The sequence below is a fragment of the Nocardia sp. CA-136227 genome (genome assembly GCF_050955695.1).
Taxonomy (GTDB): domain Bacteria; phylum Actinomycetota; class Actinomycetes; order Mycobacteriales; family Mycobacteriaceae; genus Nocardia.
Map to the genome: position 1 here is coordinate 4,320,310 of NZ_CP192081.1, position 26,297 is coordinate 4,346,606.

Here is a 26,297-nt window from a genome sequence, read left to right on the forward strand (position 1 = left end):
CAATGGCCCCTGCGGCCATGACCGCGCGCGTCCTAGCGTGAGTCCATGAGCCCACTACCCAGCGGCGACACGATCGAGCAGGCCGTCCGGCTGTCCGGTCGAGCGCCCTCGCTGCACAACAGCCAGCCCTGGCGCTGGGTCTTCGACGGCGCCGCCCTGCACCTGTACTCGGTCCGCGAGCGCATGCTGCCCGCCACCGACGCCTCCGGACGGCAACTGCTCCTCAGCTGTGGTCTGGCCCTGGGTCACCTGCGGTCCGCGCTCGCCGCGGCCGGGTGGCAGACCCGGGTCGCCTACTTCCCGAATCCGACGCGCCACGAACACCTGGCGACGGTCACTTTCGAGCCCGCGCGCATCGTCACCGACGCCGACCTGGATCGCGCTGCCGCCATCGAGGTCCGCTACACCGACCGGCTGCCTTTCAGCGCGCCGAACGACTGGCGCGACTTCGAACCGGTGCTGCCGGTGATCGTCGACCCGCGCGACGCGGTGATCACCGTGCTGCCGCCCGAGGCCCGCGCCGAGCTGGCCCACGCGTCGCGGCTCACCGCCGCGGTGCGCCGCTACGATTCCAGCTATCAGGCCGAATTGCAGTGGTGGGCCGGGCATTCACTGGCAGCGGAGGGCATCCCTCCGGAAGCTCGGATCTCGACCGAGGAGCGTGAGCGCGTCGAGGTGAGCCGGGTCCTGCCCGCCATCGGGGGCGAATCGCGCCGCACCGAGATCGACGAGGACCGATCGGTCGTCGTGGTCCTCTCCGGCGGCGACAGCGCGATCGAATTCCTGCGCTGCGGTGAGGCACTGTCGACGATTCTGCTCGAGTGCACGGTCGCCGGCTATCACACCTGCCCGCTCACCCATGTCACCGAACTGCCGCGCAGCCGTGCCATGATCCGGGCACTCACGGGCCGCGAGGAGCAGCCCCAGGTCCTCGTCCGGATCGGGAGCGTCCCCGTCTCCGAGCGGCGGCAACCCCCCACGCCGCGACTGCCGCTCACGCAGATCCTGGCCGTCACCGCACCCGCCACCGCGGTATCGGAGTGAGTTCCGGCGTTTCCGGGCCGCGAGGCCCGCGAGCTATCGTTGACCTGACCACCCAAGAAGATGGGAACCGGCCATGACCACCGTTTTCCTCGTGGACGACCACGAGATCGTCCGCCGGGGGCTCGTCGACTTGCTCGAGAGCGACCCCGACATCACCGTCGTCGGCGAGGCCTCCGACGCCGCCCAGGCGCTGGCGCGGATTCCCGCCCTCAACCCCGATGTCGCGGTGCTCGACGTTCGGCTGCCCGACGGCAACGGCATCGAATTGTGCCGCGATCTGCTATCCCGCCTGGACGGGCTGCGCTGCCTGATCCTCACCTCGTTCACCGACGAGCAGGCCATGATGGACGCCATCCTGGCCGGGGCCAGCGGCTATGTCGTCAAGGACATCAAGGGCATGGAACTAGCCAAGGCCATCAAGGAGATCGGGGCCGGCCGCTCACTGCTGGACAATCGCGCCGCCGCCGCCCTCATGGACCGGCTGCGCCGCAGCACGCAGACCGACGGCCCGCTCACCGGACTCACCGAACAGGAGCGCAAGCTCCTCGATCTGCTCGGCGAGGGCCTGACCAACCGTCAGATCGCCGAGCGGATGTTCCTCGCCGAGAAGACCGTCAAGAACTACGTCTCCCGGCTGCTCGCCAAGCTCGGTATGGAACGTCGTACCCAGGCCGCCGTCTACGCCTCCAAGCTGCGCGGCGACCACCCCCATCCGGTGTAGCCCGAGATCGACGACCCCCGGGGCCGGAGCGATTACGCAGCGAAGGCGCCCGGAAGGGCGTCTCCGGCTGCGCCGGTCCGGTCACCGTCTCCCGTGACTGCAGGTGTCACGTCGCGGCGGAGACTCGATTCGACCGGTGTACAGCGCAATCCGGTGTGCGGACCACCCATGCCTCGCTCCTGGAGCCACCCCTGCCCCCGGGGATCGACCTGCCAATCATGCGGGGCACCGCCCGGTCGCCGCAGCGGCGGCAAGTCCTCGGCTACAGGGCCTTTGGTCCTCGACCCGCGTGCGGCCGGGCCCTATCGATTCCCGCGTTCCAGCGCAACCCTCGAAGGCATGTCGATGCACGCTCGCGCGACTGTCGCGAATACCGGCCCGCGCCAACCGGTTCACTCCCTCTCGGCCACGCTCGCCGCGTCGCGACCGATCGAGCAGGTGATGACCGCGCTGGACAGCGGCGATACCGGTCTGACCGAAGCCGAGTACACCCGCCGGGCGGGCGTGTTCGGCCCCAATGCCGTTCGGAACCATCGGGTTCGGCTCGGATCGGTCGTCACCAGGCAATTGCGTTCCCCGCTCCTGCTGCTGCTCGCCGTGACAGCCGCGGTCGCCTTCTTCCTCGGCGAGCGCACCGACGCGGTGGTCATCGGCGTGATCGTGGCCATGTCGGTGGGTCTCGGCACCGTCAACGAGTTTCGCGCCGGGCAGGCCGCCGACGCGCTGCGCGACCGCATCCGGCACCGGGTCGTGGTGGTGCGCGACGATGTGGCCCGATCGATCGACCTGGTGGAACTGGTGCCCGGAGACATCGTCGATTTGCGGGCCGGGGAACTGGTGCCCGCGGATCTGCGGCTGCTGTCGTCCACCGGGCTGCACTGCGATGAATCGGTGTTGACCGGCGAGCCCGAACCGGTGCGCAAGTCACCGGACGCGGTGCCCGCGGGCAGCCCGATCGCGGAACTGACGTCCTGTGCGCTCATGGGTACGGTGGCCGCCTCCGGCACCGGCCGCGGCATGGTGATCGCGACCGGTGGTGACACCGAATTCGGGCGTATCGCGGCCGGTTTGGCGCACCGGGAGCCCGAGACCGAGTTCCAGGTCGGACTGCGCCGGTTCTCGATGCTGCTGGTCCGAGTGGCCGCCGTCCTGACGATCGGCATCTTCGCGGTGAACCTGGTCCTGCACCGTCCGCTGCTGGACGCGCTGATGTTCTCGCTGGCGATCGCGGTCGGGATCTCACCCCAGCTGCTCCCCGCGGTGGTATCCACCGGCCTGGCGGCCGGGTCGCGACTGCTGGCCCAGCGCAAAGTGCTCGTGAAGCGGCTGGTCTGCATCGAGGACCTCGGCGATATCGAAGTGCTGTTCACCGACAAGACCGGGACGCTGACCGAGGGCCGGATCGAGTTCCTGCGCGCGGTCGCCGCGGACGGGGCGGACAGCGCCGACGTCATCGCGCTCGGCCTGGTCTGCACCGACGGCTCGATCGAGAACGGCGCTCTGGTCGGCGGCGACGCGCTCGACACCGCACTGTGGGCGGCGCCGGGCGCGCCCCGGGCAGCGGTGCGGGAGTATTCGTGGTCGGCGACACTGCCTTTCGATCATCGGCGCCGCATGGTGTCGGTGCTCGTCGATTCACCCGCGAGCGGACGCGTCATCGTCACCAAGGGCGCGCCCGAGGCCGTACTCGCCCGCTGCGAGCAGGTGCCCGAGTCCGCGATCAGAGCCCTCGACGCGGAGTTCGCGGCCGGGCACCGGGTGGTCGCCGTGGCCACCCGTGCCGCCCCCGGGACGACTTCGTTGAGGGCCGCCGAGGAGACCGGCCTGCGGCCGGCCGGCTTCCTGGTCTTCCTCGATCCGCCGAAATCCTCTGCGGCCGCGGCGATCAGCCGCCTGACAATGCTGGGAATCACGGTCAAAGTGATCACCGGTGATCATCCGGGCGTGGCCGCGCAGGTGTGCGAACGATTGGGTCTGCCGGTGAACAGCGCCCTCTCCGGCGCCGAGGTGGACCGGCTCACCGACCGCGAGCTCGCCGAGAAACTGCCCACCACCACGGTTTTCGCGCGCATCGACCCCGAGCAGAAGGCGCGCATCGTGCGCGCGCAACGCTCGCTCGGCGTCGACGTCGCTTTTCTCGGCGACGGCGTCAACGACGCGCTCGCCCTGCACGCCGCCGATGTCGGCATCTCCGTGGACGCGGCCACCGATGTGGCCAAGGACGCCGCCGATGTGGTGCTGCTGGAGAAGGACCTGCAGGTGCTCGCTGACGGCGTCACCCAGGGCCGCCGCGTCTTCGCCAACACCATGAAATACGTCCTGATGGGAACGTCCAGCAATTTCGGCAATATGTTCAGCGCGGCGGGCGCCTCGGCGTTCCTGCCCTTCCTGCCGATGCTGCCCTCGCAGATCCTGCTCAACAATCTGCTCTACGACGCCGGGCAGCTCGCCATCCCCACCGACCATGTCGACGAGGAGCAACTGGCCCGCCCGTCGCGCTGGGATATCGCGCTGATCCGGCGGTTCATGCTGGTGTTCGGCCCGATCAGCTCGATCTTCGACTTCGCCACCTTCGGCGTCATGCTGTGGGTCTTCCACGCTGGCGAAACCCTGTTCCACACCGGTTGGTTCGTCGAATCGCTGGCCACCCAGACCCTGGTGTTGTTCGTGATCCGTACTCGCAGAACGCCGTTCTTCCGCAGTCATCCCAGCGTCGTGCTGCTGGCCGCCGCTCTGATCTCGGTCGGGATCGGCGCGCTGCTGCCCGTGACTCCGCTGGCGCCCGCGCTCGGTTTCGCGCCGCTTCCCGCCGGATTCTTCGCCGCCCTCCTCGTCATGATCATGGTGTATCTCGCGCTCGCCGAGGCCGCGAAACGCTGGTTCTTCCGAACGCCCCCGCCCGTCCCCACCGCCCGCGACCGCCGCACCGATCACCGATTGCGCCGTCGCGCAGCACGTTTCGCCGCCGGAGCCCATTCCGGGCCGGGGACTTCCGCACAGCCGGTACAGGCATCTGGTCCCTAGAGCCTCCGTGGCCGGGTGCGGCGTGCTTCACGCATGAACTAGCCCGCCCGCTTCGCCACGAGCCGCACCCCGGTCACCAGGGTCGGCTCGATGGCGACGATGGAATCCATCGTCCCGTCCACCCACGGCTGCAGCATCTCCTCATACCGGGCGACGCGTTCGGGATCGGTCACCGGGCGGGCGATACCCGTCACCACCACCGACCATCCGAGCTGCTCGACGGGATCGATGTCATCGGCTTCGTAAGCTACGACGACATTCTCGTCCGCGCGCACCGTCGAGGTGAGGCGTGAGGTGAGGCGAGTTCGCACGATGACGATCTCGCCATCCTCGACCAGGTGGTTCACCGGCCGCACGGCGGGCAGCGCGTCACGGGTGAAGATCACCCGCCCGAACGGCACGCTCGCCAGCAGCCGCAGCGCCTCGTCCCGCCCCATGGCCACGGTCGCGCGGGGACCGAACGAACGCTCGGCGGGCCCGTTCACGCGAAAGCTCCGGACACCCGGCGCGCCCGCGGGCCGAATGCCTCCGGCCACAAGCGCATTCGGACCGATAGAGCTTCGTAGGCGCGCATGAACTGACAACCCTTTCTCACGGCCCCTGGCATGATGCGTTCCCCCGGATCAATGTCATCACCGATACCCGTCGGCCCCACAGGGTCGAAGGTCCCATCTCGGACGTCCTTCCGGCACCGGGCGCGTTCAACGAACACCCAACCCGTTCCGGACTGCGGGCCGCGCGGTCGATCACCGGCCGACGGGTCCAAAGGCAGTCTTTCCGAGGGACTGTGGCCCTGTGGTGTGCCGCGTTCGTGCGATGCACTTCAGAGGAACACGATCCCGGCGGGAAGGGAGCATCCTGTGCCCGATCCAGAAGAACGACACCGGTGGGAGCGGTACACCGGTGTCGCGAGCGCGTTGCTGCTGGCCGGCACCATCGTGCCGCTGCTGGCGGGTGTGATCGCCCGGGTGGCCGGTGCGATCACCGTCGCCGACTGGTGCTGGGCCGCGGGCACGGTGGTGGCCATAGTGCCCGCGCTGTGGTGGGTGGTCTCGGCGCTGCGGCGCGGGCGGGCGGGCGTCGACCTCATCGCCGTGCTGTCGCTGGGCGGCACGCTGCTGGTCCACGAATACCTCGCCGGGGCGTTGATCGCGGTCATGCTCAGCGGCGGGCACGCCCTCGACGCGGCGGCCGAACGCCGGGCGACGCGGGATCTGCGAGCGCTCCTCGAACGGGCCCCGCGATCGGCGCGGCGCCGACGCGGAGCGGTGGTGCGGGTCGTCGGCCTCGACGAGATCACCGCGGGCGACATCCTGGTCATCGCTGCCGGAGAAGTGGTGCCGACCGACGGCAGGATCCTGGATTCGGTTGCGGTACTGGACGAATCGGCGTTGACGGGGGAACCGTTGCAGGTCGAACGGGCCGCCGGGGAACCGGTCCGCAGCGGCGTGCTCAACGCCGGTGCGGTATTCGAGATGCGGGCCACCGCGACCGCCGAGGAGAGCACCTACGCCGGCATCGTACGGCTTGCCCGGGAGGCCGGGGCCGACACCGCGCCCACCGTCCGCCTGGCCGACCGCTACGCCGCCTGGTTCCTCCCCCTCACCCTGGCCGTCGCCGCCGCGGCCTACTGGTTCAGTGGTTCCCCGACTCGCGCGGTGGCGGTGCTCGTCGTCGCCACGCCTTGTCCGCTGTTGCTGGCCGCGCCCGTCGCGATCGTGTCGGGACTGTCCCGCGCCTCCCGCGTCGGCGTCGTGGTCCGCGGCGGTGGGGCATTGGAGAACCTCGGCCGCGCAACCACTCTGGTGATGGACAAGACCGGAACCGTCACCGCCGGGCGGCCCGTCGTCACGGAGGTGGCCGCGGCCCCCGGCACGGATCCGGCGTCGCTGCTGCGGCTGGCCGCCTCGGTCGATCAGCTCTCACCGCACGTGCTGGCCGCGGCGATCGTGACCGAGGCGCTGACGCGGGGCCTGCGATTGGAGGTCGCCACCGAGGTTTCCGAGCGGGCGGGGCACGGCGTGAGCGGCGTGGTCGACGGTCGCCGCGTGCAGGTCGGCAAGCTGCCCGACGCCGCGGCCGTTCCGGGCTGGGCCCGGCCGGTCATGAATCGCGCCCGGCTCGATTCCGCCGCGATCGCCTGGATCACCGTCGACGACGACCCGCTCGGGGCCGTGCTGCTGCGCGACCCGTTGCGGCGGCACGCGCCCCGCACGCTGCGGCGACTGCGCGAGGCGGGACTGAACCGGCTCGTCATGCTGACCGGTGATCGCCCCGAACCCGCCCGGGAAGTCGCCACCGTGCTGGGCCTGGACGAGGTGTACGCGAACCAGAGCCCCGCCGACAAGGTCGAGGCCGTCCGGCCGGAGAGCGACGAGCACGTGACGGTGATGGTCGGCGACGGCATCAACGATGCCCCGGCGCTGGCGGCGGCGACGGTCGGCGTGGCCATGGGCGCACGCGGATCGACCGCGTCGTCGGAGGCCGCCGACATCGTTCTCACCACCGACCGGTTGGACCGGCTCGCCGATGCCATGGACATCGCCCGCCGCTCGCGCCGCATCGCGGTGCAGAGTGCGACCGTCGGGATGGGGCTGTCCCTGCTGGCCATGGTCGTCGCGGCGGGCGGGTGGCTGCCACCCGCGGCGGGCGCGCTGCTCCAGGAGGCGATCGACGTCGCCGTCATCCTGAACGCGCTGCGGGCCTTGCGCTCCGGTCCCGCGAGCGGGCACGCCGTGCCGGTCGACACCGACGAACTGCTCCGGCATTTCGCCGCCGAACACGAGACCCTGCGCGACACGCTCGCGTCGCTGCGGGCGGTGGCCGATCGAATCGCGGAACGCCCCGATGCCGAAGCGCTGAAGGCGCTCGAGACCGCGCACCGCTTCCTGGTCGAGGATCTGCTGCCGCACGAGCGCGCCGAGGAGACGAAGCTCTACCCCGCGCTGGCCGGGCCGCTCGGCGGATCCGAGGCGACGGCGACCATGAGCCGGGCGCACGCCGAGATCCAGCGATTGACCACGAGAATCGGGACCCACCTCGAATTGGCCCGGGCGCGTGGCGATTTCGATCCCGACCAGATCGACGATCTGCTCGCCTGCCTCTACGGGCTGCACGCCGTCCTGCGCCTGCACTTCCTGCAGGAGGAGGAGAACTACTTCGTCCTCGCCGCCGACGAACGGCTGTGATGGTGGCCGGCGTGCGCGGAGCTCTCGACCTCGCGCGCAACTCCACGGTGGGCATGATCCCAGGACCTCGGCCTCTCGGACACTCGGCACGGCAAGGTCATCGACTTGTTCCCGCCCTGCCGGGACCTTCTCCTCTGGAACCACGACCGGCCGATGCGCAGGCTGATGGGACTGCTATCGAAGGAGGCGTGCGATGGAATACCGGGTCAACGTGTGCGAGACACCGCCGCAGGCGATCCTGCGCATCCCGTTGGAGATCCGCCCGGACCTGTTGAGCGAGGGCATCGTCAGCGGGATGGGCCAACTGAGCGAGGTCGCCGAGAAGGCGGGTCTCACCGCGAACGGCGCACCGACGATCACCTTCCATCGGGAGCTACCTGCCGAGGACGCCATCGTCGTCGACTTCGGGCTGCCGATCGAGGCGGCCCCGGCGCTGGGACCGAGTTCCGGGGCGGAACTGGTCATCCAGTCCCCGATCCTGGTGGCCCGCACCAGCCACCGTGGCGGCTACGGCGATATCGACGCGGCCTATCGCGCCCTGCGGGAGTGGCTGCGGCTGGCCGGTTATCGTCCCGTGGGCCCGCCGACCGAGGCATATCTCGTCGGGCCGGACGAGGTGAGCGATCCCCGGCTGCTGATCACCGAGATCCGGATCCCGGTGGCGCCCGCCCCGGCCATCGCGGTCCATCTGGCCACCACGTTCTCCGAAGCGGTGGACCGAACCCGGACAGCGTTGCGAGAGCGCGGATTCGAGGTCGTCACCGAATTCGACGTGCAGGCGTCGCTGCGCGAGCGGACCGGCGAGCACATCGAGGAGTACCTGATCCTCGGCGTCTGCAATCCCCAGCTCGCGGGTCTGGCCCTGGCCACCGACCGCGAGGCCGGGCTCCTGATGCCCTGCACCGTGGTCATCCGCGCCGAGGACACCGGCGTCCTGGTCGAGGCCGTCGATCCGACCGTGCTCGTCCAGGTCCTGGCCCGGCCCGAATTGGCCTCCTCGGCCGAGGAGATGCGCCGGATGCTCGCCGGGGCGCTGTCGGGACTGGATCAGCCCGCCGCCGCGGCGGGCTGACGGCGAGGCCGGGACCATGGTCCCGACCGACGCGGGTACGAGTCCTCTCACCGAATTTCGCCCGCACGAGCACGCTCGACACATGGAGACCACAGCCCCCCGCATCGCCGTCGTCTACGCCTCCGCGCAAGGGTCGACGCGCGAGATCGCCGATTTCATCGGCGCCTCGCTCTCGGCCCGCGGCGCGACCGTCGAGATCGCCGACGCCGAACACGCCCCCGACCCGACCCGCTTCAACGCCCTGATCCTCGGCAGCGCCGTCCACGACCGCGCCCTGCTGCCGGAGCTGGAGGGCTTCGTCCGCGACCACCGTCATGAACTGCGCGCACGGCCGGTCTGGCTGTTCAGCGTCGGCCTCGGCCCCGCCCTGGTCGGCCCGATCGGGCACCTGATGGGCCGGGCCGTCCCGAAGCGGATCGCCGAGGTCCGCGACGCGGTCATGCCGCGCGGATACCGCGCGTTCGCCGGTCACTACGAACGCGCGGGCGTCTCACTCCCGGCCCGCGCCCTGTATCGCCTGCTCGGCGGCAGCCGCTACGGCGACCTGCGCGACTGGACCGCCATCACCGCCTGGATCGACACCGTCGCCCAGGACCTGAAACTGCCTCGGCCGCAGGCCATCCCGACCCACCCCTGACCTTCCCTCCGCGAGAGAGTCCACGCCGATGAGCCATCACACCGACCCGTTCGCGCCCACGATCCATACCGGCCGCATCTGGCTGCGCACCATCGCCGACCGCCTCGGCACCGACGACCGGATGGCCGCGCACCAGGCGCTGCGCGCCTGGCTGCACACGGTGCGCGATCGCCTCGACATCGGTGCGGCAGCGCATCTGAGCGCACAACTGCCCACGCTGCTGCGGGGCGTCTACTGCGAGGGCTGGATGCCCGGGCGGGTGCCGGTGCCGCACGATCCGCCGTCGTTCCTGCTCCAGTTCGCCCGGTCGGCGGACCTGTCGGAGGAGGAGGCGCGGCGGTCCGCCGCCGCGGTGACCGACGCGCTGGCGCAACTGTTCTCCCCCGGCCAGCTCGACCACGTCCTCGCCCAGCTGCCCGCCTCGCTGTGCCGCGTGCTGCTCGGCTCCGACTTCGGCGGCATCCTCACCGCGGCAGGCGTTTTCGAATCCCCCGAGGCCCGTCCGTGACCATCCGGCACGCTCCCCTGTTCGTTGTCGCACTGCCCTTCGTCATCACCGGCCTCGAACTCGCCGGCGCAGCACCGACGGTGCTGCTGGGCGCGTTACTCGTCCTCACCATCCCGATCCTGCTGTTGCTGCTGCTGCCGGGGTCGAAGAACACCTGGAGTAATCATGGGTGACTATGTCGCTACCTTCGACGAACTGCGACTGACCGACGCCGACCGCGCCGGCGGCAAGGGCGCCAATCTCGGCGAACTGGTCGCCGCGCGGCTACCCGTGCCAACGGGTTTCGTCGTCCTCGCCTCCGCCTACGAGGAGGTGATCCAGACCGGCGCGCACGGCCCCGAACTCGACGAGTTGCACACTCGGGGGCTCACTGTGGCGGCCGGGGCTTCGCGCATCGACACGCAGCAGCTCGACGAGCTGTGCCACCGCATGCGCGAACTCGTCCACGACACCCCGATCCCGCCCTCGGTCCGCGACGCGGTCCTGTCGGCGTACCACCGGCTCGGCGACAACGTCGCGGTGGCTGTCCGATCCTCGGCCGTCGGCGAGGACAGCGCGAACGCGTCATTCGCGGGAATGAACGTGTCGCGCACCAATATTCACGGCGACGACGCGGTGATCACCGCCCTGACCGACTGCTGGGCCTCCCTGTTCACGCCGCGCGTGCTGACCTATCGGGCGCGACGCGGCATGCACGATCGACCGGAGATGGCCGTGGTCGTCCAGCGCATGGTCACCGCCCGCTCGGCGGGAGTCGCGTTCACCGCCGACCCCGCCACCGGCTCGCTCGACCGCATCGTCATCGACGCGGCGCGAGGCCAGGGCGAGGTGGTGGTGTCCGGGGCGGTCACACCCGATACCTATGTCCTCGACGCCGCGGGGCCGACACTGCTCACCGGCCAGATCGGCCGTCAGAGCTTCGTCATCGTGCCGGGTCCCAGCGGCGACCGGCGCATCCAGCTCTCCGAATCCGAGGCCCAGGCCCCCGCGCTCACCGAGGACCAGGCTGTCGCCGTGGCCCGGCTCGCGCTCGAGGTGCAGGCCCACCACGGCGGCCGCCCCCAGGATGTCGAATGGGCCTTCGACGACGAGCACCTGTGGCTGGTGCAGGCCCGGCCGATCACCGTGCTACCCGACGACGCCGACGCGAAGCCACCCATGGCGCATACGGTCGAGGGCCGGGTCCTGGTCCGCGGCCTGGCCGCCGCGCCCGGCCGCGCCAGCGGACCGGTCCGCGTATTGCGTTCGCCGGCAGAGGGTTCCGCCCTCGGGGACGGTGAGATCCTGGTCGCTCCGATGACCAACCCCGACTGGCTGCCGACGCTGTCGCGGGCCGCCGCGGTGGTGACCGACAGCGGCGGCATGACCTGCCACGCCGCCATCGTGGCCCGCGAACTCGGCATTCCGTGCATCGTCGGAGCCCGCACCGCGACCGCTCAGCTGGCCACCGGCGAGGAGGTCACCGTCGACGGTTCCGCGGGCCAGGTGTACACCGGAAACCCGCTCCCGGCCTCGATCACGGCCGTCCCGCGCCCGGTCGCCCCGGTCGCCGCACCCGAGGCCACCGCGACGCGCGTCTACGTGAACCTGGCGCTGCCCGAAGCGGCCGAACGCGTCGCCGCCACCGGTGCCGACGGCGTCGGCCTGCTGCGCGCGGAGGTCCTGCTGACCCAGGCGCTGGGCGGGCGGCACCCGCGTGACCTCATCGCCCGCGGCGAGGACGAGAAGTTCATCCAGAGCATGACCGCCTCGATCCACCGGATCAGCTCCGCGTTCGGCACCAGGCCGGTCATCTATCGCGCCAGCGATATGCGCAGCAACGAATTCCGCGCACTCGAGGGCGGCGGCCGCTACGAACCCACCGAGCACAATCCGATGATCGGGTTCCGGGGCTGCTACCGCTACGTCCGCCAACCGGAGATGTTCCGGCTGGAGCTGGCCGCCCTGGCGCGTGTGCGCGAGCAAACCCCGAACGTGCACTTGATGATTCCGTTCGTCCGCACCCGCTGGGAGCTGGAGGCCTGCCTGGAGCTCGTCGACGCCAGCCCGCTCGGCCGCCAGCGCGGACTGCACCGCTGGATCATGGCCGAGGTGCCCTCGGTGGTGTACCGCATGCCCGAGTACGTGGGACTGGGGATCGACGGGATCTCCATCGGCAGCAACGATCTCACCCAGCTCGTGCTCGGTGTGGACCGCGATTCCGAGGAGTGCGCCGAACTGTTCGACGAATCCGACGAAGCCGTGCTCGACGCCATCGAACAGATCGTCACCAGCGCGCGCACGCTGGGCATCACCTCCTCGCTGTGCGGCCAGGCGCCCTCCACCAAACCGGAATTCGTGGAGCACCTGGTGCGGGCCGGGATCACCTCGGTCTCGGTCTCCCCGGACGCGGTCGAGCGCACCCGGCGCGCGGTCGCGGCGGCCGAGCGCCGAGTCCTGCTGGACCACGCGCTATCCATGCCTTCCGGCAGGTGATCGCGGCTCGGCCTTCGATGTACGGGACTCGCGGCGCTCCGCACTAGAATCGGGACCGACCTAGAATCGGGGCAGGCCGTAACGGACAAATCGTGCGCGGATCCCTCACGTACAGGAAGACGATATGACCGTTGAGCCCCAGGACGGCTCCTACTCGGTGCGCGATACCCTCTCGCAGCTCCGGCTACGGGAATTGCTGGTAGAGGTCAAGGACCGGGTGGAGCTGATCATCGACGCCCGCGACCGCATGGACGGTCTGGTCGAGGCCATGCTCGCGGTCACCTCGGGGCTCGATCTCGATCAGACCCTGCGCACCATCGTGCACACCGCCATCAGCCTCGTCGACGCCCGCTACGGGGCTCTGGGCGTACGAGGACAGGATCAGCACGGGCAGGATCCGCTCGAGCAGTTCATCTACGAGGGCATCGACGAGGCGACCCGCGCCGAGATCGGCGAACTGCCCGAGGGCCGCGGCGTGCTCGGGCTGCTGATCACCCAGCCCAAGACCATCCGCCTGGACAACATCGCCGACCATCCCTCGTCGGTGGGCTTTCCGGCCAACCACCCGGCGATGCGCACCTTCCTCGGCGTCCCGGTCCGGATCCGCGACGAGGTCTTCGGCAATCTGTACCTGACCGAGAAGGCCGGCGGGCAACTGTTCACCGAGGACGACGAGGTGATCGTGCAGGCGCTCGCCGCGGCCGCGGGCACCGCCATCGACAACGCGCGGCTCTACCAGTCCAGCCGCACCCGCCAGGCCTGGATCGAGGCGACCCGCGATATCGCCACCGAGTTTCTGGCCGGAACCGCCCCCCAGGAAGTTCTCGCACACGTCGTGGCGCACGCGCGATCGCTCACCGACTCGGTGTGGGCCTTCCTGGCCGTCGACGACGAACCCGACCGCGACCCCGGCGATGTGGAAGGCCTGCGGATCAGCCAGTGTTCGGGCCCCGACGGCAAGACGCACAGCGGATTCGTCCGGACCTCCGGGACGGTGGTCGGGCAGGCGTTCCGGAAGGGCCTGCCCCAAAGCCTGGACCGCAGTGACGATCTCGGCCTCGACATCGCGCTCGACGCCGGGCCGGCGATGGTGCTGCCGCTCCACGCACAGGACTCGACGTTCGGGGTGCTGGTCATGGTCCGCCCGGCCGGGGCTGCCCCGTTCTCGGACGAATTGCAGGGGTTGGCGGCGGCTTTCACCGATCAGGCCGCCCTGGCCATCCAGCTGTCGGAAGCGCAGCAGCGCATGCGGGAACTCGATGTGCTCACCGACCGCGACCGCATCGCCCGGGATCTGCACGATCATGTCATCCAGCGACTGTTCGCGGCCGGGCTGAGCTTGCAGGGCACCGTGGCCCGCGCCCGGTCCGCCGAGATCCGGGAACGGATCTCCGACGTCATCAACGACCTCCAGGATGTGGTGCAGGAGATCCGCACCTCCATCTTCGACCTGCACGGCGGCGCCGAGGGCAGCACCCGGCTGCGGCAGCGGATCGAGGACGTCATCCGCAAGCACACCGCCGACACCGGACTGCGCACCTCGTTGCGCATCTCCGGACCGCTGTCGGTGGTGGCGGCCGAGTTGGCCGATCACGCCGAAGCCGTTGTGCGCGAAGCGGTCTCCAACACGGTCCGGCACGCGCACGCCGAGACGGTCGCCGTGACCATCGACGTCTCCGACGATCTCACCGTGCTGATCGCCGACGACGGCCGCGGCATTCCCGCCGCCATCACCCCCAGCGGTCTGCAGAACCTGGCCCGCCGAGCCGAACAGCTGGGCGGCACGTTCTCCTTCGGCAGCAATCCCGACGGCGCGGGGACCCTGCTGCGCTGGGCAGTGCCGTTGCAGTGACCGGACCCGAGCGCGGGTGCGCCGCCGACCCCGTACCGGGTTGACCGCGCATCCGCTGCGGCCGGATCACTCGCCGCGCACGACGATGATCGGGCAGTCCACGGCGTGCAGCAGGGCATTGCTGGTGGAGCCCAGCAGCATGCCGAGGAACCCGCCCCGGCCGTGGCTGCCCACGACCACCAGCTGCGCGTGCTCGGCCTCGTCCACCATCGAGCGAACCGGCCTGTCCTTCACCAGGATTCGCCGGACGGGCACATCGGGGTAACGCTCGGCGTATCCGGCCATCTCCTCGGCGAAGGTCGCGTGCTCCTGCTCCTCGACCGTCTCCCAGCCCGCCATCGGCATATAGGGCCCGCTGACGTCGCTCCAGGCGTGCAGGGCGGTCAGGCCGGTCTTGCGCAGCGACGCCTCCTGGAACGCGAGCTCGAGCGCGGCGACGCTGTTCGCGGATCCGTCCACGCCGACCAGCACCGGCTGCCGGGCCGAGATCGGATCCGCCGCCGCGGTCGAGTGGATCACCGCGACCGGGCAGCGCGCGTGGTGGGTCACCGCGGTGGTGACCGAGCCCAGCAGTCCGCGCCGCAGCGCTCCGAGCCCGCGGCTGCCGAGCACCACCATGCGAGCGTGCCGCGAGAGCGCGATCAGATGCGCGATGATCGGCTCGGTCGTGACCTCCGAGGACATCGGAACGCCTTCGCCGGGCAGTGTCTCCGAGGCGATCCGGGTCGCCTCGCCGACGACCCGCTCGCCTTCGGATTCCAGCCACGCCATGTCCTCGGCGCTGAGCACGACGGTCGGCGACGGCCCGACCGGCGCGCAGATCGAGGTGACGATCCGCAACGGGCAACCGTGCCGCGCGGCGTCGAGCGCCGCCCACGCCACGGCCTGGTACGAGACGGCCGATCCGTCCACCGCGACGACGATCGCGGGATTCGGATCCGCCTGCGGGACAGTGTTCTCGGTCATGATGATCTCTCCTGTTTTCTTGTCCGTAGCGGGTTCTCAGCTCTCGCCGGACGGGATCACGGGCTCGAGCGGCCGCACCACGTCCTCCAAGGGCAGCCGGGGTGTGGCCGGTACCGGATCGGCGCTGGTCGCCGCCCAGCCCAAGCGAATGATCAATTGCGGATAACCGAAATCACCCAGCAGATCCCGGCGGATCCTCGACCGCACTCCGGCGATCTCGAGCGGCTCACTCAGCGCGCAGGTGGCCAGTCCGCGCACCGTGGCTTCGAGCAGCACCGCGCTGGCCGCTTCGCCGGCGCCCAGCCAGGCGTTCAGGTCGTCGGCGGCGGTGCACACCAACAGCATGCGGGCCTCCTCGTCGGTGTCACGAACCACCGCCTCGCGCAGGCGCGGGTCGCCGAACGGCCGCACGGTCGGGTCCGAGGACGCGACCGCGTTGCGCGCGGGAACGCCCTGCGGGTCGGCGTGATGCCCGCTCCACTGCGCCAGTTCGGCGCTGTAGGCCGCATCACCACGGTGTGCGGTCGCCGCGTCGACGAACGCGCGCAGCAGGCGGGCGTGCTCACCGTTCGCGTCGACTTCGCGGACCTGGACCCCGGATGCCTCCGCACCGGCGGCGGCGATCGCCGACACCTGCGCCGACGGCACCTCCCACGAGGTGAAGCGGCGACGGTCGCTGCGTCGCTGCGCGATCGCGCGGGCCGCCCGGACGGCTGTCTCGTCGACGGTGCCCGGCCGCAACTCCACCGATGCGAGGTGCCGCGGTTCCGCGGGGTTCGGGAACCGGTGCACGACCGGCTCCCAGCCGAACGCACGCAACGCGACCTGCAGATGGTGCAGTGCCGCACCACAACTCACGACGAGCTCACGACTGTCGGGGTCGGTGTAGGGCAGGCGCCGGCTGTCGTCGGCGTACAGGTGCACCGTGGTGTCCCCGACCCGCCACAGCCACGGCTGGGTGTTGTGCACCGACGGCGCCCGCACCGCCAGCGCCAGGGCGGCGCGGACGGTATCGGGATCGGGGTGTTTCGACATCGCTTGTCCTTCCTCGGAATTCGCGTTGCTGTTGCCTTCAGCATGGCCCGATCACGGGCGGCCGGTGACGGCCGAAGGTCACCGTCCCGCGGGTTCTTCGGCCCGGTTTCGCGAGGGCTGACGGACCACCACCACCGGGCACGGCGCGGTGTGCAGCAGGGCGGTGCTCACCGAGCCCAGCACCATGCCGGTGAACCCGCTGCGGCCGTGGCTGCCGACCACCACCAACTGGGCCGACTCGGCATGGTGGAGCAATACCCGAGCCGGGGTGTCCCAAGCCACCACCCTGTGCACCGTCACCTCCGGCCACCGCGCGGCGTATCCGGCCAGCGCCGATCCCAGCAGCACGTCTTCGGTCTTCTCGATCGACTCCCAGCCCATGACGGGCGCGTCGAAGCCGGTGGCGTCGTTCCACGCGTGCACCGCGATCAGGTCCACCTTGCGGCGCGCGGCCTCCTCGAAGGCGAACTCGACGGCCGGAGCGCTGTTCGGCGATCCGTCCACGCCGACCACCACCGGCTTGGCCACCGACTCCGGCTCGGTTTCCGAAACACCGTGCACGATGACCGCCGGGCACTGCGACTGCCGGGCCACCACGGTGCTCACCGACCCCAGCACCGCCCGCCGCAGCGCACCGAGCCCCCGATTGCCGACCACCAGCACCTGGGCCCTTCGCGAACGGTCGAGCAACGCCGTGGTGATCATGTCGAAGATGAGTTCGGTTCCGATGTGGAGGCTTTCGCCGGGCACGGTGTGGCGGGCGATCCGCGCGGCGTCGGCCAGGACCTGCTCCCCCCGCACGCGCAGATCTCGCGTTTCGTCGGGCCCCAGCTCCGCCGCTCCGGGCACGATCGGATTCGCGTACGAGGTGACGATATGCAGCCCGCACCCCCGCAGATCCGCTTCGGCGGCGGCCCAGGCCACCGCCTGATACGAGATCTCGGACCCGTCCGTGCCGACGACGACCCCCAGGTCGTCGTCACCGGCGGGGTCGAAAGTCGTTGCGGGGCGGGCGCTGTCTTCCATGGCATCTCCTGAATCGGTGGTGCCCCGAGCATCCCGCCCGCGCCGGATCGGCCACAGAGAACAACGTCACACTCCGGCGGGACGTCCTCCCCCACCGCCCGGGGACCCGGCCGCCACCCCGGACTCGCGCAGGTTCGCTGCCACTTCGGCCTCCCACACCTCGTTGGCCCGGGACGTGTCGACCTCGAATTCGAAGCGCTGCCGCGATCTCGGGTCGACGGCGGCGACATCGGTGTAGAACTGCTCGTACCAGCGTCGCAGCTGGTAGATCGGCCCATCCTCGTCGCACAGCAGCGGATTCTCGATCTTGGTCTTGTGCTTCCAGATCTCCACGTCCTGCAGGAAGCCCGCGGCGATGCCCTCGGTCATCTTGGCGGCCAGGCGGTCGGCCGCGTCATCGGACAGGCCGCGCGGCTTCTCCAGGCTGACGCCGTACTGCAGGACGAACGAGTCCTGGCCGACCGGGTAGTGGCAGTTGACCAGGACGCTGCTCACCTCGAACCCGCCGTAGTTGTTGAGCAGTGTGTTGATCATGTACGAGGGCCCGAAGTAGGACGCCTGCGATGTCAGCAAGGTGTCGCCGCCGTACTTGGCGCCGGTCGCCACGTCGGGGCGACCCTTGGTCTCCAGGTACTGGGTGGCGACCTCGCCCTCGAAGACGTTCTTGAAGAAGGTCGGGAAGGCGTAGTGGATGTAGAAGAAGTGCGCCATGTCCACGATGTTGTCGATGATCTCGCGGCAATGGGAGCCCTCGATGCGGATCGAGCGCCAGGTCCACGGCGTCCAACCGGGGTTCATGGCGTCGAGGTTGCCGCCCGCGGCGTCGATGTACGCACCCGGGGCGTAGGGGATCGTCACCCCCGGCGCGGGCGGATTGCCTTCGTGGTCGTGCCACACGAACAGCTGGCCATTGCGTTCGAGCGTGAGCCACGAGCGCGTGCGAGCCAGAGGCGGGACCCGCCGCGCATAGGGGATGTCCTTGCACTTGCCGTCACCGCCCCAACTCCAGTCGTGGAACGGGCACGCGATGTTGTCGCCCTTGATCTTTCCCGTCGCGAGGTCCCCGCCGAGATGGCGGCAGTAGGCATCGAGCGCCCGCAGTTCGCCCGTGCTGTCGGCCCAGACGACGAGCTTGGTCCCGAACGCCTCGACCGGATGCGGTCGACCGTCGCGGAAGGAATCGGCGAGGCCGAGGCAGTGCCATCCCCGGGCGTACCGGCTGGGCGCGGAGCCCACGTCGATGTCGCGGACCTTGCCTCCGTAGCCCTGAGGGTTCGCCACCATCACACACTCCTCGCAATTAGAACATGTTTCAGAACAGCGTCAGCTTCGAACACGATCGACCACGGCGACAATGGCCTAAAGTCCCTACTATTCGGTCATTTGCTCCACTAGCCCTTGCCGGAACCGTGCTCGATATTGACGAGAACGTGTTCTACAAATGGCGGCCGGACAGCCGCCCGACAGTCAGGAGCATTCCGCGACATGACCCAGGAAATCACCGACCGCGTCGCAGCGGCACTTCCGGCACTGCGCGAACGAGCCCATGAAACCGAGCGGCTGCGCCGGATCCCGGACCAGTCCATCAAGGACCTCCAGGAGACCGGGTTCTTCACCTTGCTCCAGCCCCGTCAATGGGGCGGAACGGCAGCCGACCCGGTCCTCTTCTACGACACCGTGCGCACGATCGCGAGCGCCTGCGGTTCCACCGGGTGGGTGGCCGGCATCCTCGGCATCCACAACTGGCATCTGGCACTGTTCGAGCAGCAAGCGCAGCAGGATGTCTGGGGTACGAACACCGACGCCCGCATCGCCTCCTCCTACGCGCCCCTGGGCGCGGGCACGAAGGTCGCGGGCGGCTACCTGGTGACCGGGGCGTGGGCGTGGTCGTCCGGCTGCGATCACGCCGACTGGGTGTTCGTCGGAGGCCCGATGCTCGACAACGGCAAGCCCGTCGACTTCGGCTCGTTCCTCATCCCTCGCGACGACTATCGCATCGAGGACGTCTGGCATGTGGTCGGACTGCGCGGCACCGGATCCAATACCGTGGTCGTCGAACGGGTCTTCGTCCCCGAACACCGCTTCCTGAGCTTCCAGACCATGAGCGAGCTGAAATCGCCCGGCCTGCAGGTCAATCCCGATCCGGTGTACCGGATGCCCTGGGGCACCATCCATCCCACCACCATCTCCACGCCCATCGTCGGCATGGCGTACGGCGCCTACACCGCGCACGTCGAGCATCAGGGCACGCGGGTGCGCGCGGCGTTCGCGGGCGAACAGGCCAAGGACGATCCCTTCGCCAAGGTGCGTATCGCAGAGGCCGCCAGCGATATCGACGCCGCCTGGCGGCAACTGTCCGGCCACGTGTCCGAGGAATACGCCCACCTCGTCGCGGGCCGCGACATCCCGTTCGCGCTGCGGGCCGCCGCTCGTCGCGACCAGGTCCGGGCCACCGGGCGGGCCATCGCGTCCATCGACCGGCTGTTCGAGGCCGCGGGGGCGACGGCACTGACCGAAGGTACGGCGCTGCAGCGGTTCTGGCGCGACGCGCACGCCGGGCGAGTCCACGCGGCCAACGACGCCGAGCGGGTCCACGTCATGTACGGCAACCACGCCTTCGGGCTGCCGCCGGGCGACACGATGGTCTAGCCCGGCGGCGTTCACGGTCAGACCCGGGCCGCGTCCCGCGCGAGTGCGCGGTCGCGCTGTTCCTCGAAACGCGGAATCTGGTTGTTCGCCAGGTTGTCGAGGAATCCCGCGAGGCGTTCCCGGGCCTGTTCGCCGCGCGGCCCGAAATCGTCGCGGCCGAAGATGTTCCACTGCCGCATGACCGGCTCGAGCACTTCCTCGAGATGCTGGCGCAAATCGTAGATGCCGTGCTTGGCCATGAGCACGCCGTGCCGCCGGAAGTTCGGCATCCCGGCACCGGGCATGCGGAAGTTCTCCACAATCAGATCGATGGCCTCCATCGCCTGATCGGGAACGAGATCCAGGGCGGCACCGCACAGGGTGCGGTAGAAGATCATGTGCAGGTTCTCGTCCAAGGCGACGCGCTGCAGCATCCGATCGGCGATCGGGTCGTCGCACACCGCGGCGGTATTGCGGTGGCTGATCCGCGTTGCCAGCTCCTGGAACGACACGTACGCGACCGAATACAGGAATCCCGCCTGCCCCTGTGCGGTGAGCTGATCGACGGGCGGGGCGAAACCGTTCGTCATGTGCGCCATCCGGTCGTTCTCGAGCGCGACGGGATCGACGCCACGCGTCACGACGAGATAGTCGCGCAGCACGATGCTGTGCCGGGCTTCCTCGGCGGTCCATCGCCCGACCCAGGAGCCCCAGGCGCCGTCCTGCGAGAAGTTCTCCGCGATCTCCCGGTGGTACGAAGGCAGATTGTCCTCGGTGAGCAGATTGGTGATCAGCGCCGCCTTCGCCACCTCGGACAGCTGCGATTGCTCGGGCTCCCAGTCGGTTCCGCCCAGTTGCGCGAAGTTCCGGCCTTCGTCCCACGGGATGTAGTCGTGCGGATGCCAGTCCTTGGCCATCGACAGATGCCGGTTCAGCGCCGCCGCGGCATCGGATTCGAGTTCGGTCAGGATCTCCAGCTGAGTCAGATCTCGCGCCAATGGATTGTCCGCCTTTCATTTCCGGAAACAGGAATGGGAGTGGGTGAAGCACGGCCGCCTACCCCGCATGCGCGTGCGAAGCGGACACGCATCGGGGTGTGACAACCGATATGGGAAGAGAACTGTGAGGCTCGAGGCTCGCGGTTACCCGCCGTCAGCGGTGACGAGACCCAGATCGCCGTCGTAGCGGCGGTACAGCAGCCGACCGCGACCGGTGGCCGGATCGGCGAAGAACAGGAACGGCAATCCGCTCTCGCAAACCCGCTGCACCGCATCGGCTTCGGTGAGGGTGGGGGCCGGGCGGGGGTTCATGACGAACGGGCCGGCCACATCGCCGTCCGCGCGCGGCGGATGGACACTGCGTTGGCGCGTGAGCCGGAGCCCCGAGGGACCGGCCCGGTAGACGACGGCGTCCTCGCCGGTTTCGATGTCGGTGAACACGTGGGCGTCGTAGTCCATCCGGTCCATCATCATGGCCGCGTGCGACGGCGAGAGAGTCTGCAGCGGAACCGATTTGCGGCGGGCGACGATTCCCGGCCCGGGCGCGTCCAACGGTCGACGATCAGGCTCGGGCCAGGTGCGCGGCTGCCATGCCGTGCGCAGAGCCAGAATCCGGCGTTCCAGCCGCACGACCACCGGCAGGGCGTCTCCCGCGCCATGGGTCAGTGTCTGAACCCGCACCGGGATTCCACCGACCGACAGATTCACCTGAGCCAGATAGGGGCCGATATCGCAGTTCGGCCCGGTGATCCGCAGCCGCGCACCGTCTTCCGCCCGCATCCGCCGCAGCTGCCGGCCCACCGCCCCGGCGTACCGCTCGCCTTCGAGCACCGGTACCCGGCCTCGGGCGACGACGACCACTTCCGGAAAAGCCATCGAGGTCCACGCCTCGGACGCCCGTAGCATCGCACCACCTCCACCCTCTCGGCACACCGGACACATCACCGTTCCTGCCGAGAGTGCCGGTCCTCGCATGGTGCCGAGAAGGGCCGAAGGTCACCGATGCGCGGACTTTCTGCATGGCCTTCTTCTGCGATCAAGGCGGAGTGGAGTTGCCTGGCGGCTGCGGTTCCGGCGGTCCTGGGACGGCTTCACCCGGTCGCTGCTGGGACTGTCGTTCGTGCGGTTGATCCTGCTGGCGACCCCGTTCAACAACTGGGACAAGGACGAAACCCCGGAAGGCTACGGCGTCGACCGCAACGTCCCGCTGCTGGCCGTGGGCGCGAGCGAGATCTACCTCATGCGCCGCGAGGCCACCCGCACCGGCGACCGCACCTTCCGTTTCCTCTCCGACGCCATGGCGGCCTCCTTCGCCTGCTACCTCCCGGTCATCCTGTGGGCCCGCCGCATCCCGCAACTGGGACTGCTGATGATCCCCAAGACCATCGCGTACCTGGCCATGGCTTTCCGGGTCTACCGCGACTTCTTCAGCGGCGCAACAGAATCGGCGAATCCAGAGTCACAGCGGTTCGATCGCCCCGATTCCCGTGATCAGGGGAAGGTCCTTCACTCCGAGGGCCGTTGACCAGAGCCACCGCGGCACGCTGCCGGGCTGCGCCCGGCATTATTGTTAGCCTTGGCAATTAACTACTCGGAGGGCCGCCACCGTGTTCCTCGCCGCCGCCATCGGCGCGATCCCGGCCGCGGCCGATCCGGTCGACACCACGCGGGTCCGAGCTACTCCGGCGGGGCGGTGCGGGTGCGGCCGTCGTCGGTGCGGTAGCCGAGGGCGTAGCTCGGGCAGCGGTCGATCACCTCGACGATGTCGTCGACCGAGGCGGCGGACGGGTCGATCCAGGGGCGGCGGTCGCGGTCGAAGACCGAGGGGAGGCCGTGGATGCACTCCTGGGCGTGGCGGCAGCGGCCCGGCTCCCAGGTGATGGTGACGCCGGGGGCGGAGTACTCGCGAATCGCGTCCGACTTCTCGTGGGGCATGGGATCTCCTTCAGTCGGCGGAGCCTGGGCGAAGGTGGTGCGCACTTCCCGGATCAGCATGCCCGAACGCTCGCTGTCGAGGTTGCCCCGGGGTGGCCGGACGCGGGCACAAAAAAGCCCGCGCGGTGATGCGCGGGCTTCCTCGTGGTCGACGACTTAGATGGCGCGGACCTGCTGGGCCTGCGGGCCCTTCTGGCCTTCGCCGATTTCGAACTCGACGCGCTGACCCTCATCGAGCGACTTGAACCCGGAGCCGGTAATCGCGGAGTAGTGGACGAAGACATCGGCGCCGCCACCGTCCTGGGCGATGAAGCCGAATCCCTTTTCGCCGTTAAACCACTTCACAGTGCCTTGCGTCATTACTGAATGCGTTCTTTCTGTAGCGAGCCGGGCGATCAGTTCGACAGCCCGTTCTCAGCCTTAAAGAATGCCACCTTTCGGAAATAATCTCTAACAATCGTGCCTGAGCACACACTCAGGCAAGTGCGGTATGCATCTCCCAGATCAGCACCTCGGCAGGCTCGAGCGCGGTCACAATGTGCCCGCCACCTGCGGATATGCGCACCGCATCGCCCTGCGACAGCCTGCCGGAGCCCTCGAAATCCACCGATCCGCGGGCCACGAAGACATGGCCGTACGGCGCGTCGGGGACCTGGATGGCGTGGCCGGGGTCGAGCCTCGCCACATGGAAGGCGGCTCCACTGTTGCCGATCGCGATGGCCGTCCGATCGCGGTCCCGGCGCATCCCGGACGCGACGGTGACCAGACTGTTACCGGTCAACCGGTCGGCGATATCCAATTCCTGATAGCCGGGGGTCACCCCGGACTCGTCGGGCGGCACCCACATCTGCACGACATGCAGCCGCTCCCGCTCCAGATAGCCCGCGCCATTGCGCTCCGAATGCATGATTCCGGCGCCCGCGCTCATGCGCTGCGCCATGCCGGGATGGATCAGGCCGGAATTGCCCGCCGAATCCTGGTGCACGACAGTGCCTTCCAGCACCCAGGTCACGATCTCCATATCCCGGTGCTGATGGGTGTCGAACCCCTCGCCGGGAGCGACGATGTCCTCGTTGTGGATCAGGAGCAGGCCGTGCGCGTTCGCCGCCAGATCGAAGTTGCCGGTCGCGGGAAACGACTGCCGGGAATCGAGCCACCCGCTCCGCCACCGCCACCGATCCGCGGCCGGGACCACCCGGACCTCCGATTCACGCACCGCCATCGCTCACCTCCACCAGCCGACCCCTCCCGCCTCTGTAAGCCGGACGGGCGGCCGGGCATTCCCGGCCGAGCCACGCCTCACACCGCACCACGGCGGTGATCGCCGGCGTGGCCCGGCGCGGGCGCGGCGGCTCAGGACAGATCGGCCCGCAAGGAGGCCAGTATGTCGGCGGACCGTTCGACGAACAGCAGGTGGCCGGCTTCGGGCACGAGGTGCAGGCGGGCTCGCGAGAGGGCCGCGGCCAGGCGGGTGCCATCGGCCGCGGGGACGTTGCCGTCGGCTTCGCCGTGCCAGACCTGGACGGGGGCGGTCACCTCGGTCAGGTCGAAACCCCAGTCACGGGTGAAGACCAGGCGGATGTCGGCGGCGAAACCGCGGCTGCCCTGTTCGAAGCTGCGGCGCAGGTTTGTGTCGAGTTTGGCGGAGAGCTCCGGGTCGGCTTCGACACGGTCGCGGTCCACGGGGGCCATCTGCGAGACCAGGCCCGCGACGCCGTTGCGGCGGCGGATGACCACCGACATCTCGAGGGCCATGGGGTGGACCAGGAATGGGACGCGCCGCAGGACGTTCAAACCCTTGCGCCGGCGCAGCGCCACCGGGTCGAGATCCTCGGCGGCGGGTTGTTCGCTAGTCGGGGCGGGAGCGGACACGAGGGCCACGCCGGTGACGCGATCGGGCAGGCGTGCGGCGATGGCGAGGGCGAACGGGCCGCCGCCGCTCACGCCGATCACACCGAAACGGTTGAGGCCCAGCCGGTCCGCCAGGGCGGCCACGGTGGCCGCCCAGTCGGCGACCTGCTCCCCCGCCGGTAGCGAGGATTCCGCCATGCCGGGGCGGTCGACCGCGATGACGCGGACCCCGGCGGCGGCTCCGGCTTCGTCGAAAGCCTCACCCTCGACATGCGTTCCGGGGACGCCGTGGCAGTACAGCACCGGCATCCCATCCCCCGCACCGTACTCGGCGTAACTCACCCGGCAGTGCGGCAAAGCAATCGTTCGCGACACGGCAGCACTCACGTCGGCCAGCCTAGGCGAAACCCGCCCCCAACAGGTCAAACAACGTTGTTCCACACGGGGGCAGGGCAATTCGGACCGAACGGACAGCCCGGCGCGGGACCTCACCGCGGCTCGAGCAGCACCACCGGAATCAGCCGTCCGCCCGCGCGCTCTTGATAGAACGCGAAGTCCGGCATCGCCGCCACGAACCGCGGCCACCACCGCTCCCGTTCGTCCGCGGTCGCAACGCGCGCCCGCACCGGCCGCGCCGTGCCGCCGACCCGCACGACCGTGTCCGGGTGCGCGAGCAGATTGTGGAACCAGGCGGGATTCGCCGGCTCCCCCGCCTTGGACGCGGCGACCGCCAGCACGTCATCCGCCTCGACGTACATCAGCGGGGAGGTCCGGCGCACGCCGCTGCGCGCGCCGATGTGGTCCAGCAGCAGGATGCGGCCACCCCGCCAACCCGGCACGCGCCCGCCGATCCGGCCGCGCGACCACCGATAGACGCGCACGTGCACTCTCGTGGATCGACGACCCAGGTAGATGCCGCGACGATTCGCGAATCGCGAACCGGCCGAGACCATTCGACCGAACAGCGCCATACCGTCAGTAAACACGACACCCGGCCCCCGAGCCCGGCCCCCAGCCAGACCGACCTGTTCCGCCCACCGGGGATTCGAGACACGTCACCAATGCGCCTGCGTCCCACTGACGCCGCCTCGAGCGACTTTTCCGTTACCGGCGCACATGCGCCTGACCAGTGTCGTTGCCGGATCCGCGAAACACCGGGACTATCGAAGAGGAGGGCTCAGTGCCGTCGAGATGCGTTGGGGCAGGGTGGCCCGAAGGTGACGAGTGGCGAAACTCAATGAGCGGCCCAGTGTGTCGCTCTTGCGCGGACCGGTTGGACCGACCGACAGTGAGAGGGTCGCCGCCTGATGAGCGAATACACGGCAAACGCCGTGTTG

At 69.7% G+C, this 26,297-nt stretch carries 24 protein-coding genes; 12 read left to right on the plus strand and 12 right to left on the minus strand.

The annotated features are described in order from the left end of the window. The first annotated feature begins 45 nt into the window (after positions 1 to 45). The 3 genes from ACQP06_RS19860 to mgtA all read left to right on the plus strand — a co-directional run bounded on the left by ACQP06_RS19860 (position 46) and on the right by mgtA (position 4,789). The gene (locus ACQP06_RS19860; protein WP_433666022.1) at positions 46 to 1,044 is read left to right on the plus strand and encodes an Acg family FMN-binding oxidoreductase; all 999 of its coding nucleotides are present in this window, start codon (positions 46 to 48) and stop codon (positions 1,042 to 1,044) included. 73 nt (positions 1,045 to 1,117) lie between these two features. Next, a complete protein-coding gene (locus tag ACQP06_RS19865) occupies positions 1,118 to 1,765 on the plus strand; it encodes a response regulator (protein ID WP_433666023.1) in 648 nt (215 codons plus the stop codon). A 339-nt stretch (positions 1,766 to 2,104) separates the two neighbouring features. After that, positions 2,105 to 4,789 (plus strand): magnesium-translocating P-type ATPase, encoded by a 2,685-nt coding sequence (gene mgtA, locus ACQP06_RS19870; RefSeq protein WP_433666024.1) that lies wholly within the window; start codon positions 2,105 to 2,107, stop codon positions 4,787 to 4,789. A gap of 38 nt (positions 4,790 to 4,827) precedes the next feature. Here the strand turns inward: mgtA and ACQP06_RS19875 are convergent, their stop codons facing one another. After that, on the minus strand, positions 4,828 to 5,226 hold the full coding sequence (locus tag ACQP06_RS19875; protein ID WP_433673373.1) for a pyridoxamine 5'-phosphate oxidase family protein: 399 nt from the start codon (positions 5,224 to 5,226) through the stop codon (positions 4,828 to 4,830). Between the two features lie 480 nt (positions 5,227 to 5,706). Between ACQP06_RS19875 and ACQP06_RS19880 the strand changes: the two genes are divergently transcribed. The 7 genes from ACQP06_RS19880 to ACQP06_RS19910 all read left to right on the plus strand — a co-directional run bounded on the left by ACQP06_RS19880 (position 5,707) and on the right by ACQP06_RS19910 (position 14,521). Continuing rightward, positions 5,707 to 7,977: a heavy metal translocating P-type ATPase gene (locus tag ACQP06_RS19880; protein WP_433673374.1), complete on the plus strand. Its 2,271-nt coding sequence runs from the start codon at positions 5,707 to 5,709 to the stop codon at positions 7,975 to 7,977. A gap of 193 nt (positions 7,978 to 8,170) precedes the next feature. Then, positions 8,171 to 9,049 (plus strand): DUF302 domain-containing protein, encoded by an 879-nt coding sequence (locus ACQP06_RS19885; RefSeq protein ID WP_433666025.1) that lies wholly within the window; start codon positions 8,171 to 8,173, stop codon positions 9,047 to 9,049. A gap of 82 nt (positions 9,050 to 9,131) precedes the next feature. Beyond that, positions 9,132 to 9,686, plus strand: a complete 555-nt coding sequence (locus tag ACQP06_RS19890; protein WP_433666026.1) for a flavodoxin domain-containing protein — start codon at positions 9,132 to 9,134, stop codon at positions 9,684 to 9,686. Between the two features lie 28 nt (positions 9,687 to 9,714). Next, positions 9,715 to 10,194 (plus strand): DUF2267 domain-containing protein, encoded by a 480-nt coding sequence (locus tag ACQP06_RS19895; protein WP_433666027.1) that lies wholly within the window; start codon positions 9,715 to 9,717, stop codon positions 10,192 to 10,194. Then, complete coding sequence (locus tag ACQP06_RS19900; RefSeq protein ID WP_433666028.1) at positions 10,191 to 10,367, plus strand: hypothetical protein; 177 nt, start codon at positions 10,191 to 10,193, stop codon at positions 10,365 to 10,367. The genes ACQP06_RS19895 and ACQP06_RS19900 overlap by 4 nt, the downstream gene beginning before the upstream one ends. Next, positions 10,360 to 12,669, plus strand: coding sequence for a phosphoenolpyruvate synthase (gene ppsA, locus ACQP06_RS19905; RefSeq protein ID WP_433666029.1), 2,310 nt, complete (start codon positions 10,360 to 10,362; stop codon positions 12,667 to 12,669). Before ACQP06_RS19900 ends, ppsA begins: the two co-directional genes overlap by 8 nt. Positions 12,670 to 12,793: 124 nt before the next feature. Further along, a complete protein-coding gene (locus ACQP06_RS19910) occupies positions 12,794 to 14,521 on the plus strand; it encodes a sensor histidine kinase (protein WP_433666030.1) in 1,728 nt (575 codons plus the stop codon). A gap of 66 nt (positions 14,522 to 14,587) precedes the next feature. On the opposite strand, the gene ACQP06_RS19915 is transcribed toward ACQP06_RS19910, so the two are convergent. The 4 genes from ACQP06_RS19915 to ACQP06_RS19930 form a co-directional block, all read right to left on the minus strand. After that, complete coding sequence (locus tag ACQP06_RS19915; RefSeq protein WP_433666031.1) at positions 14,588 to 15,487, minus strand: universal stress protein; 900 nt, start codon at positions 15,485 to 15,487, stop codon at positions 14,588 to 14,590. A gap of 36 nt (positions 15,488 to 15,523) precedes the next feature. Further along, a complete protein-coding gene (locus ACQP06_RS19920; protein ID WP_433666032.1) occupies positions 15,524 to 16,522 on the minus strand; it encodes an Acg family FMN-binding oxidoreductase in 999 nt (332 codons plus the stop codon). 78 nt (positions 16,523 to 16,600) lie between these two features. After that, positions 16,601 to 17,548 carry a universal stress protein gene (locus ACQP06_RS19925; protein WP_433666033.1) on the minus strand — a complete coding sequence of 316 codons (948 nt, stop codon included), beginning with the start codon at positions 17,546 to 17,548 and terminating at the stop codon, positions 16,601 to 16,603. Positions 17,549 to 17,614: 66 nt separating this feature from the next. Then, a complete protein-coding gene (locus ACQP06_RS19930; RefSeq protein WP_433666034.1) occupies positions 17,615 to 18,832 on the minus strand; it encodes a Rieske 2Fe-2S domain-containing protein in 1,218 nt (405 codons plus the stop codon). A 201-nt stretch (positions 18,833 to 19,033) separates the two neighbouring features. On the opposite strand from ACQP06_RS19930, the gene hsaA reads away from it, so the two are divergent. Then, positions 19,034 to 20,197 (plus strand): 3-hydroxy-9,10-secoandrosta-1,3,5(10)-triene-9,17-dione monooxygenase oxygenase subunit, encoded by a 1,164-nt coding sequence (gene hsaA, locus ACQP06_RS19935; RefSeq protein ID WP_433666035.1) that lies wholly within the window; start codon positions 19,034 to 19,036, stop codon positions 20,195 to 20,197. Between the two features lie 17 nt (positions 20,198 to 20,214). Here hsaA and ACQP06_RS19940 read toward each other — a convergent pair whose 3' ends face one another. Beyond that, positions 20,215 to 21,174, minus strand: a complete 960-nt coding sequence (locus ACQP06_RS19940) for an acyl-ACP desaturase (protein WP_433666036.1) — start codon at positions 21,172 to 21,174, stop codon at positions 20,215 to 20,217. 144 nt (positions 21,175 to 21,318) lie between these two features. Beyond that, positions 21,319 to 22,080, minus strand: coding sequence for a sigma 54 modulation/S30EA ribosomal C-terminal domain-containing protein (locus ACQP06_RS19945; RefSeq protein WP_433666037.1), 762 nt, complete (start codon positions 22,078 to 22,080; stop codon positions 21,319 to 21,321). Between the two features lie 214 nt (positions 22,081 to 22,294). Between ACQP06_RS19945 and ACQP06_RS19950 the strand changes: the two genes are divergently transcribed. After that, entirely contained in the window at positions 22,295 to 22,699 is a 405-nt protein-coding gene (locus ACQP06_RS19950; RefSeq protein ID WP_433666038.1) for a hypothetical protein, read from the plus strand. A 152-nt stretch (positions 22,700 to 22,851) separates the two neighbouring features. On the opposite strand, the gene ACQP06_RS19955 is transcribed toward ACQP06_RS19950, so the two are convergent. The 5 genes from ACQP06_RS19955 to ACQP06_RS19975 form a co-directional block, all read right to left on the minus strand. Beyond that, complete coding sequence (locus ACQP06_RS19955) at positions 22,852 to 23,109, minus strand: (4Fe-4S)-binding protein (RefSeq protein WP_433666039.1); 258 nt, start codon at positions 23,107 to 23,109, stop codon at positions 22,852 to 22,854. Between the two features lie 156 nt (positions 23,110 to 23,265). Next, a complete protein-coding gene (locus ACQP06_RS19960) occupies positions 23,266 to 23,469 on the minus strand; it encodes a cold-shock protein (protein ID WP_357085479.1) in 204 nt (67 codons plus the stop codon). Positions 23,470 to 23,584: 115 nt separating this feature from the next. After that, on the minus strand, positions 23,585 to 24,331 hold the full coding sequence (locus ACQP06_RS19965) for a pirin family protein (RefSeq protein ID WP_433666040.1): 747 nt from the start codon (positions 24,329 to 24,331) through the stop codon (positions 23,585 to 23,587). 131 nt (positions 24,332 to 24,462) lie between these two features. Continuing rightward, entirely contained in the window at positions 24,463 to 25,347 is an 885-nt protein-coding gene (locus ACQP06_RS19970; RefSeq protein ID WP_433666041.1) for an alpha/beta fold hydrolase, read from the minus strand. Between the two features lie 101 nt (positions 25,348 to 25,448). Next, a complete protein-coding gene (locus tag ACQP06_RS19975) occupies positions 25,449 to 25,931 on the minus strand; it encodes a nitroreductase/quinone reductase family protein (RefSeq protein WP_433666042.1) in 483 nt (160 codons plus the stop codon). Between the last annotated feature and the right edge of the window lie 366 nt (positions 25,932 to 26,297).

What these genes read in the sequence shown, in the direction of transcription:
- hsaA (WP_433666035.1), top strand. Translation starts at nt 19,034, where the DNA reads ATGACCCAGGAAATCACCGACCGCGTCGCAGCGGCACTTCCGGCACTG.
- ACQP06_RS19930 (WP_433666034.1), bottom strand. Translation starts at nt 18,832, where the DNA reads ATGGTGGCGAACCCTCAGGGCTACGGAGGCAAGGTCCGCGACATCGAC.
- ACQP06_RS19960 (WP_357085479.1), bottom strand. Translation starts at nt 23,469, where the DNA reads ATGACGCAAGGCACTGTGAAGTGGTTTAACGGCGAAAAGGGATTCGGC.
- ACQP06_RS19910 (WP_433666030.1), top strand. Translation starts at nt 12,794, where the DNA reads ATGACCGTTGAGCCCCAGGACGGCTCCTACTCGGTGCGCGATACCCTC.
- ACQP06_RS19895 (WP_433666027.1), top strand. Translation starts at nt 9,715, where the DNA reads ATGAGCCATCACACCGACCCGTTCGCGCCCACGATCCATACCGGCCGC.
- ACQP06_RS19920 (WP_433666032.1), bottom strand. Translation starts at nt 16,522, where the DNA reads ATGTCGAAACACCCCGATCCCGATACCGTCCGCGCCGCCCTGGCGCTG.
- ACQP06_RS19975 (WP_433666042.1), bottom strand. Translation starts at nt 25,931, where the DNA reads ATGGCGCTGTTCGGTCGAATGGTCTCGGCCGGTTCGCGATTCGCGAAT.
- ACQP06_RS19860 (WP_433666022.1), top strand. Translation starts at nt 46, where the DNA reads ATGAGCCCACTACCCAGCGGCGACACGATCGAGCAGGCCGTCCGGCTG.
- ACQP06_RS19890 (WP_433666026.1), top strand. Translation starts at nt 9,132, where the DNA reads ATGGAGACCACAGCCCCCCGCATCGCCGTCGTCTACGCCTCCGCGCAA.
- ACQP06_RS19885 (WP_433666025.1), top strand. Translation starts at nt 8,171, where the DNA reads ATGGAATACCGGGTCAACGTGTGCGAGACACCGCCGCAGGCGATCCTG.
- mgtA (WP_433666024.1), top strand. Translation starts at nt 2,105, where the DNA reads ATGTCGATGCACGCTCGCGCGACTGTCGCGAATACCGGCCCGCGCCAA.
- ACQP06_RS19875 (WP_433673373.1), bottom strand. Translation starts at nt 5,226, where the DNA reads ATGGGGCGGGACGAGGCGCTGCGGCTGCTGGCGAGCGTGCCGTTCGGG.
- ppsA (WP_433666029.1), top strand. Translation starts at nt 10,360, where the DNA reads ATGGGTGACTATGTCGCTACCTTCGACGAACTGCGACTGACCGACGCC.
- ACQP06_RS19925 (WP_433666033.1), bottom strand. Translation starts at nt 17,548, where the DNA reads ATGGAAGACAGCGCCCGCCCCGCAACGACTTTCGACCCCGCCGGTGAC.
- ACQP06_RS19945 (WP_433666037.1), bottom strand. Translation starts at nt 22,080, where the DNA reads ATGCTACGGGCGTCCGAGGCGTGGACCTCGATGGCTTTTCCGGAAGTG.
- ACQP06_RS19965 (WP_433666040.1), bottom strand. Translation starts at nt 24,331, where the DNA reads ATGGCGGTGCGTGAATCGGAGGTCCGGGTGGTCCCGGCCGCGGATCGG.
- ACQP06_RS19915 (WP_433666031.1), bottom strand. Translation starts at nt 15,487, where the DNA reads ATGACCGAGAACACTGTCCCGCAGGCGGATCCGAATCCCGCGATCGTC.
- ACQP06_RS19955 (WP_433666039.1), bottom strand. Translation starts at nt 23,109, where the DNA reads ATGCCCCACGAGAAGTCGGACGCGATTCGCGAGTACTCCGCCCCCGGC.
- ACQP06_RS19865 (WP_433666023.1), top strand. Translation starts at nt 1,118, where the DNA reads ATGACCACCGTTTTCCTCGTGGACGACCACGAGATCGTCCGCCGGGGG.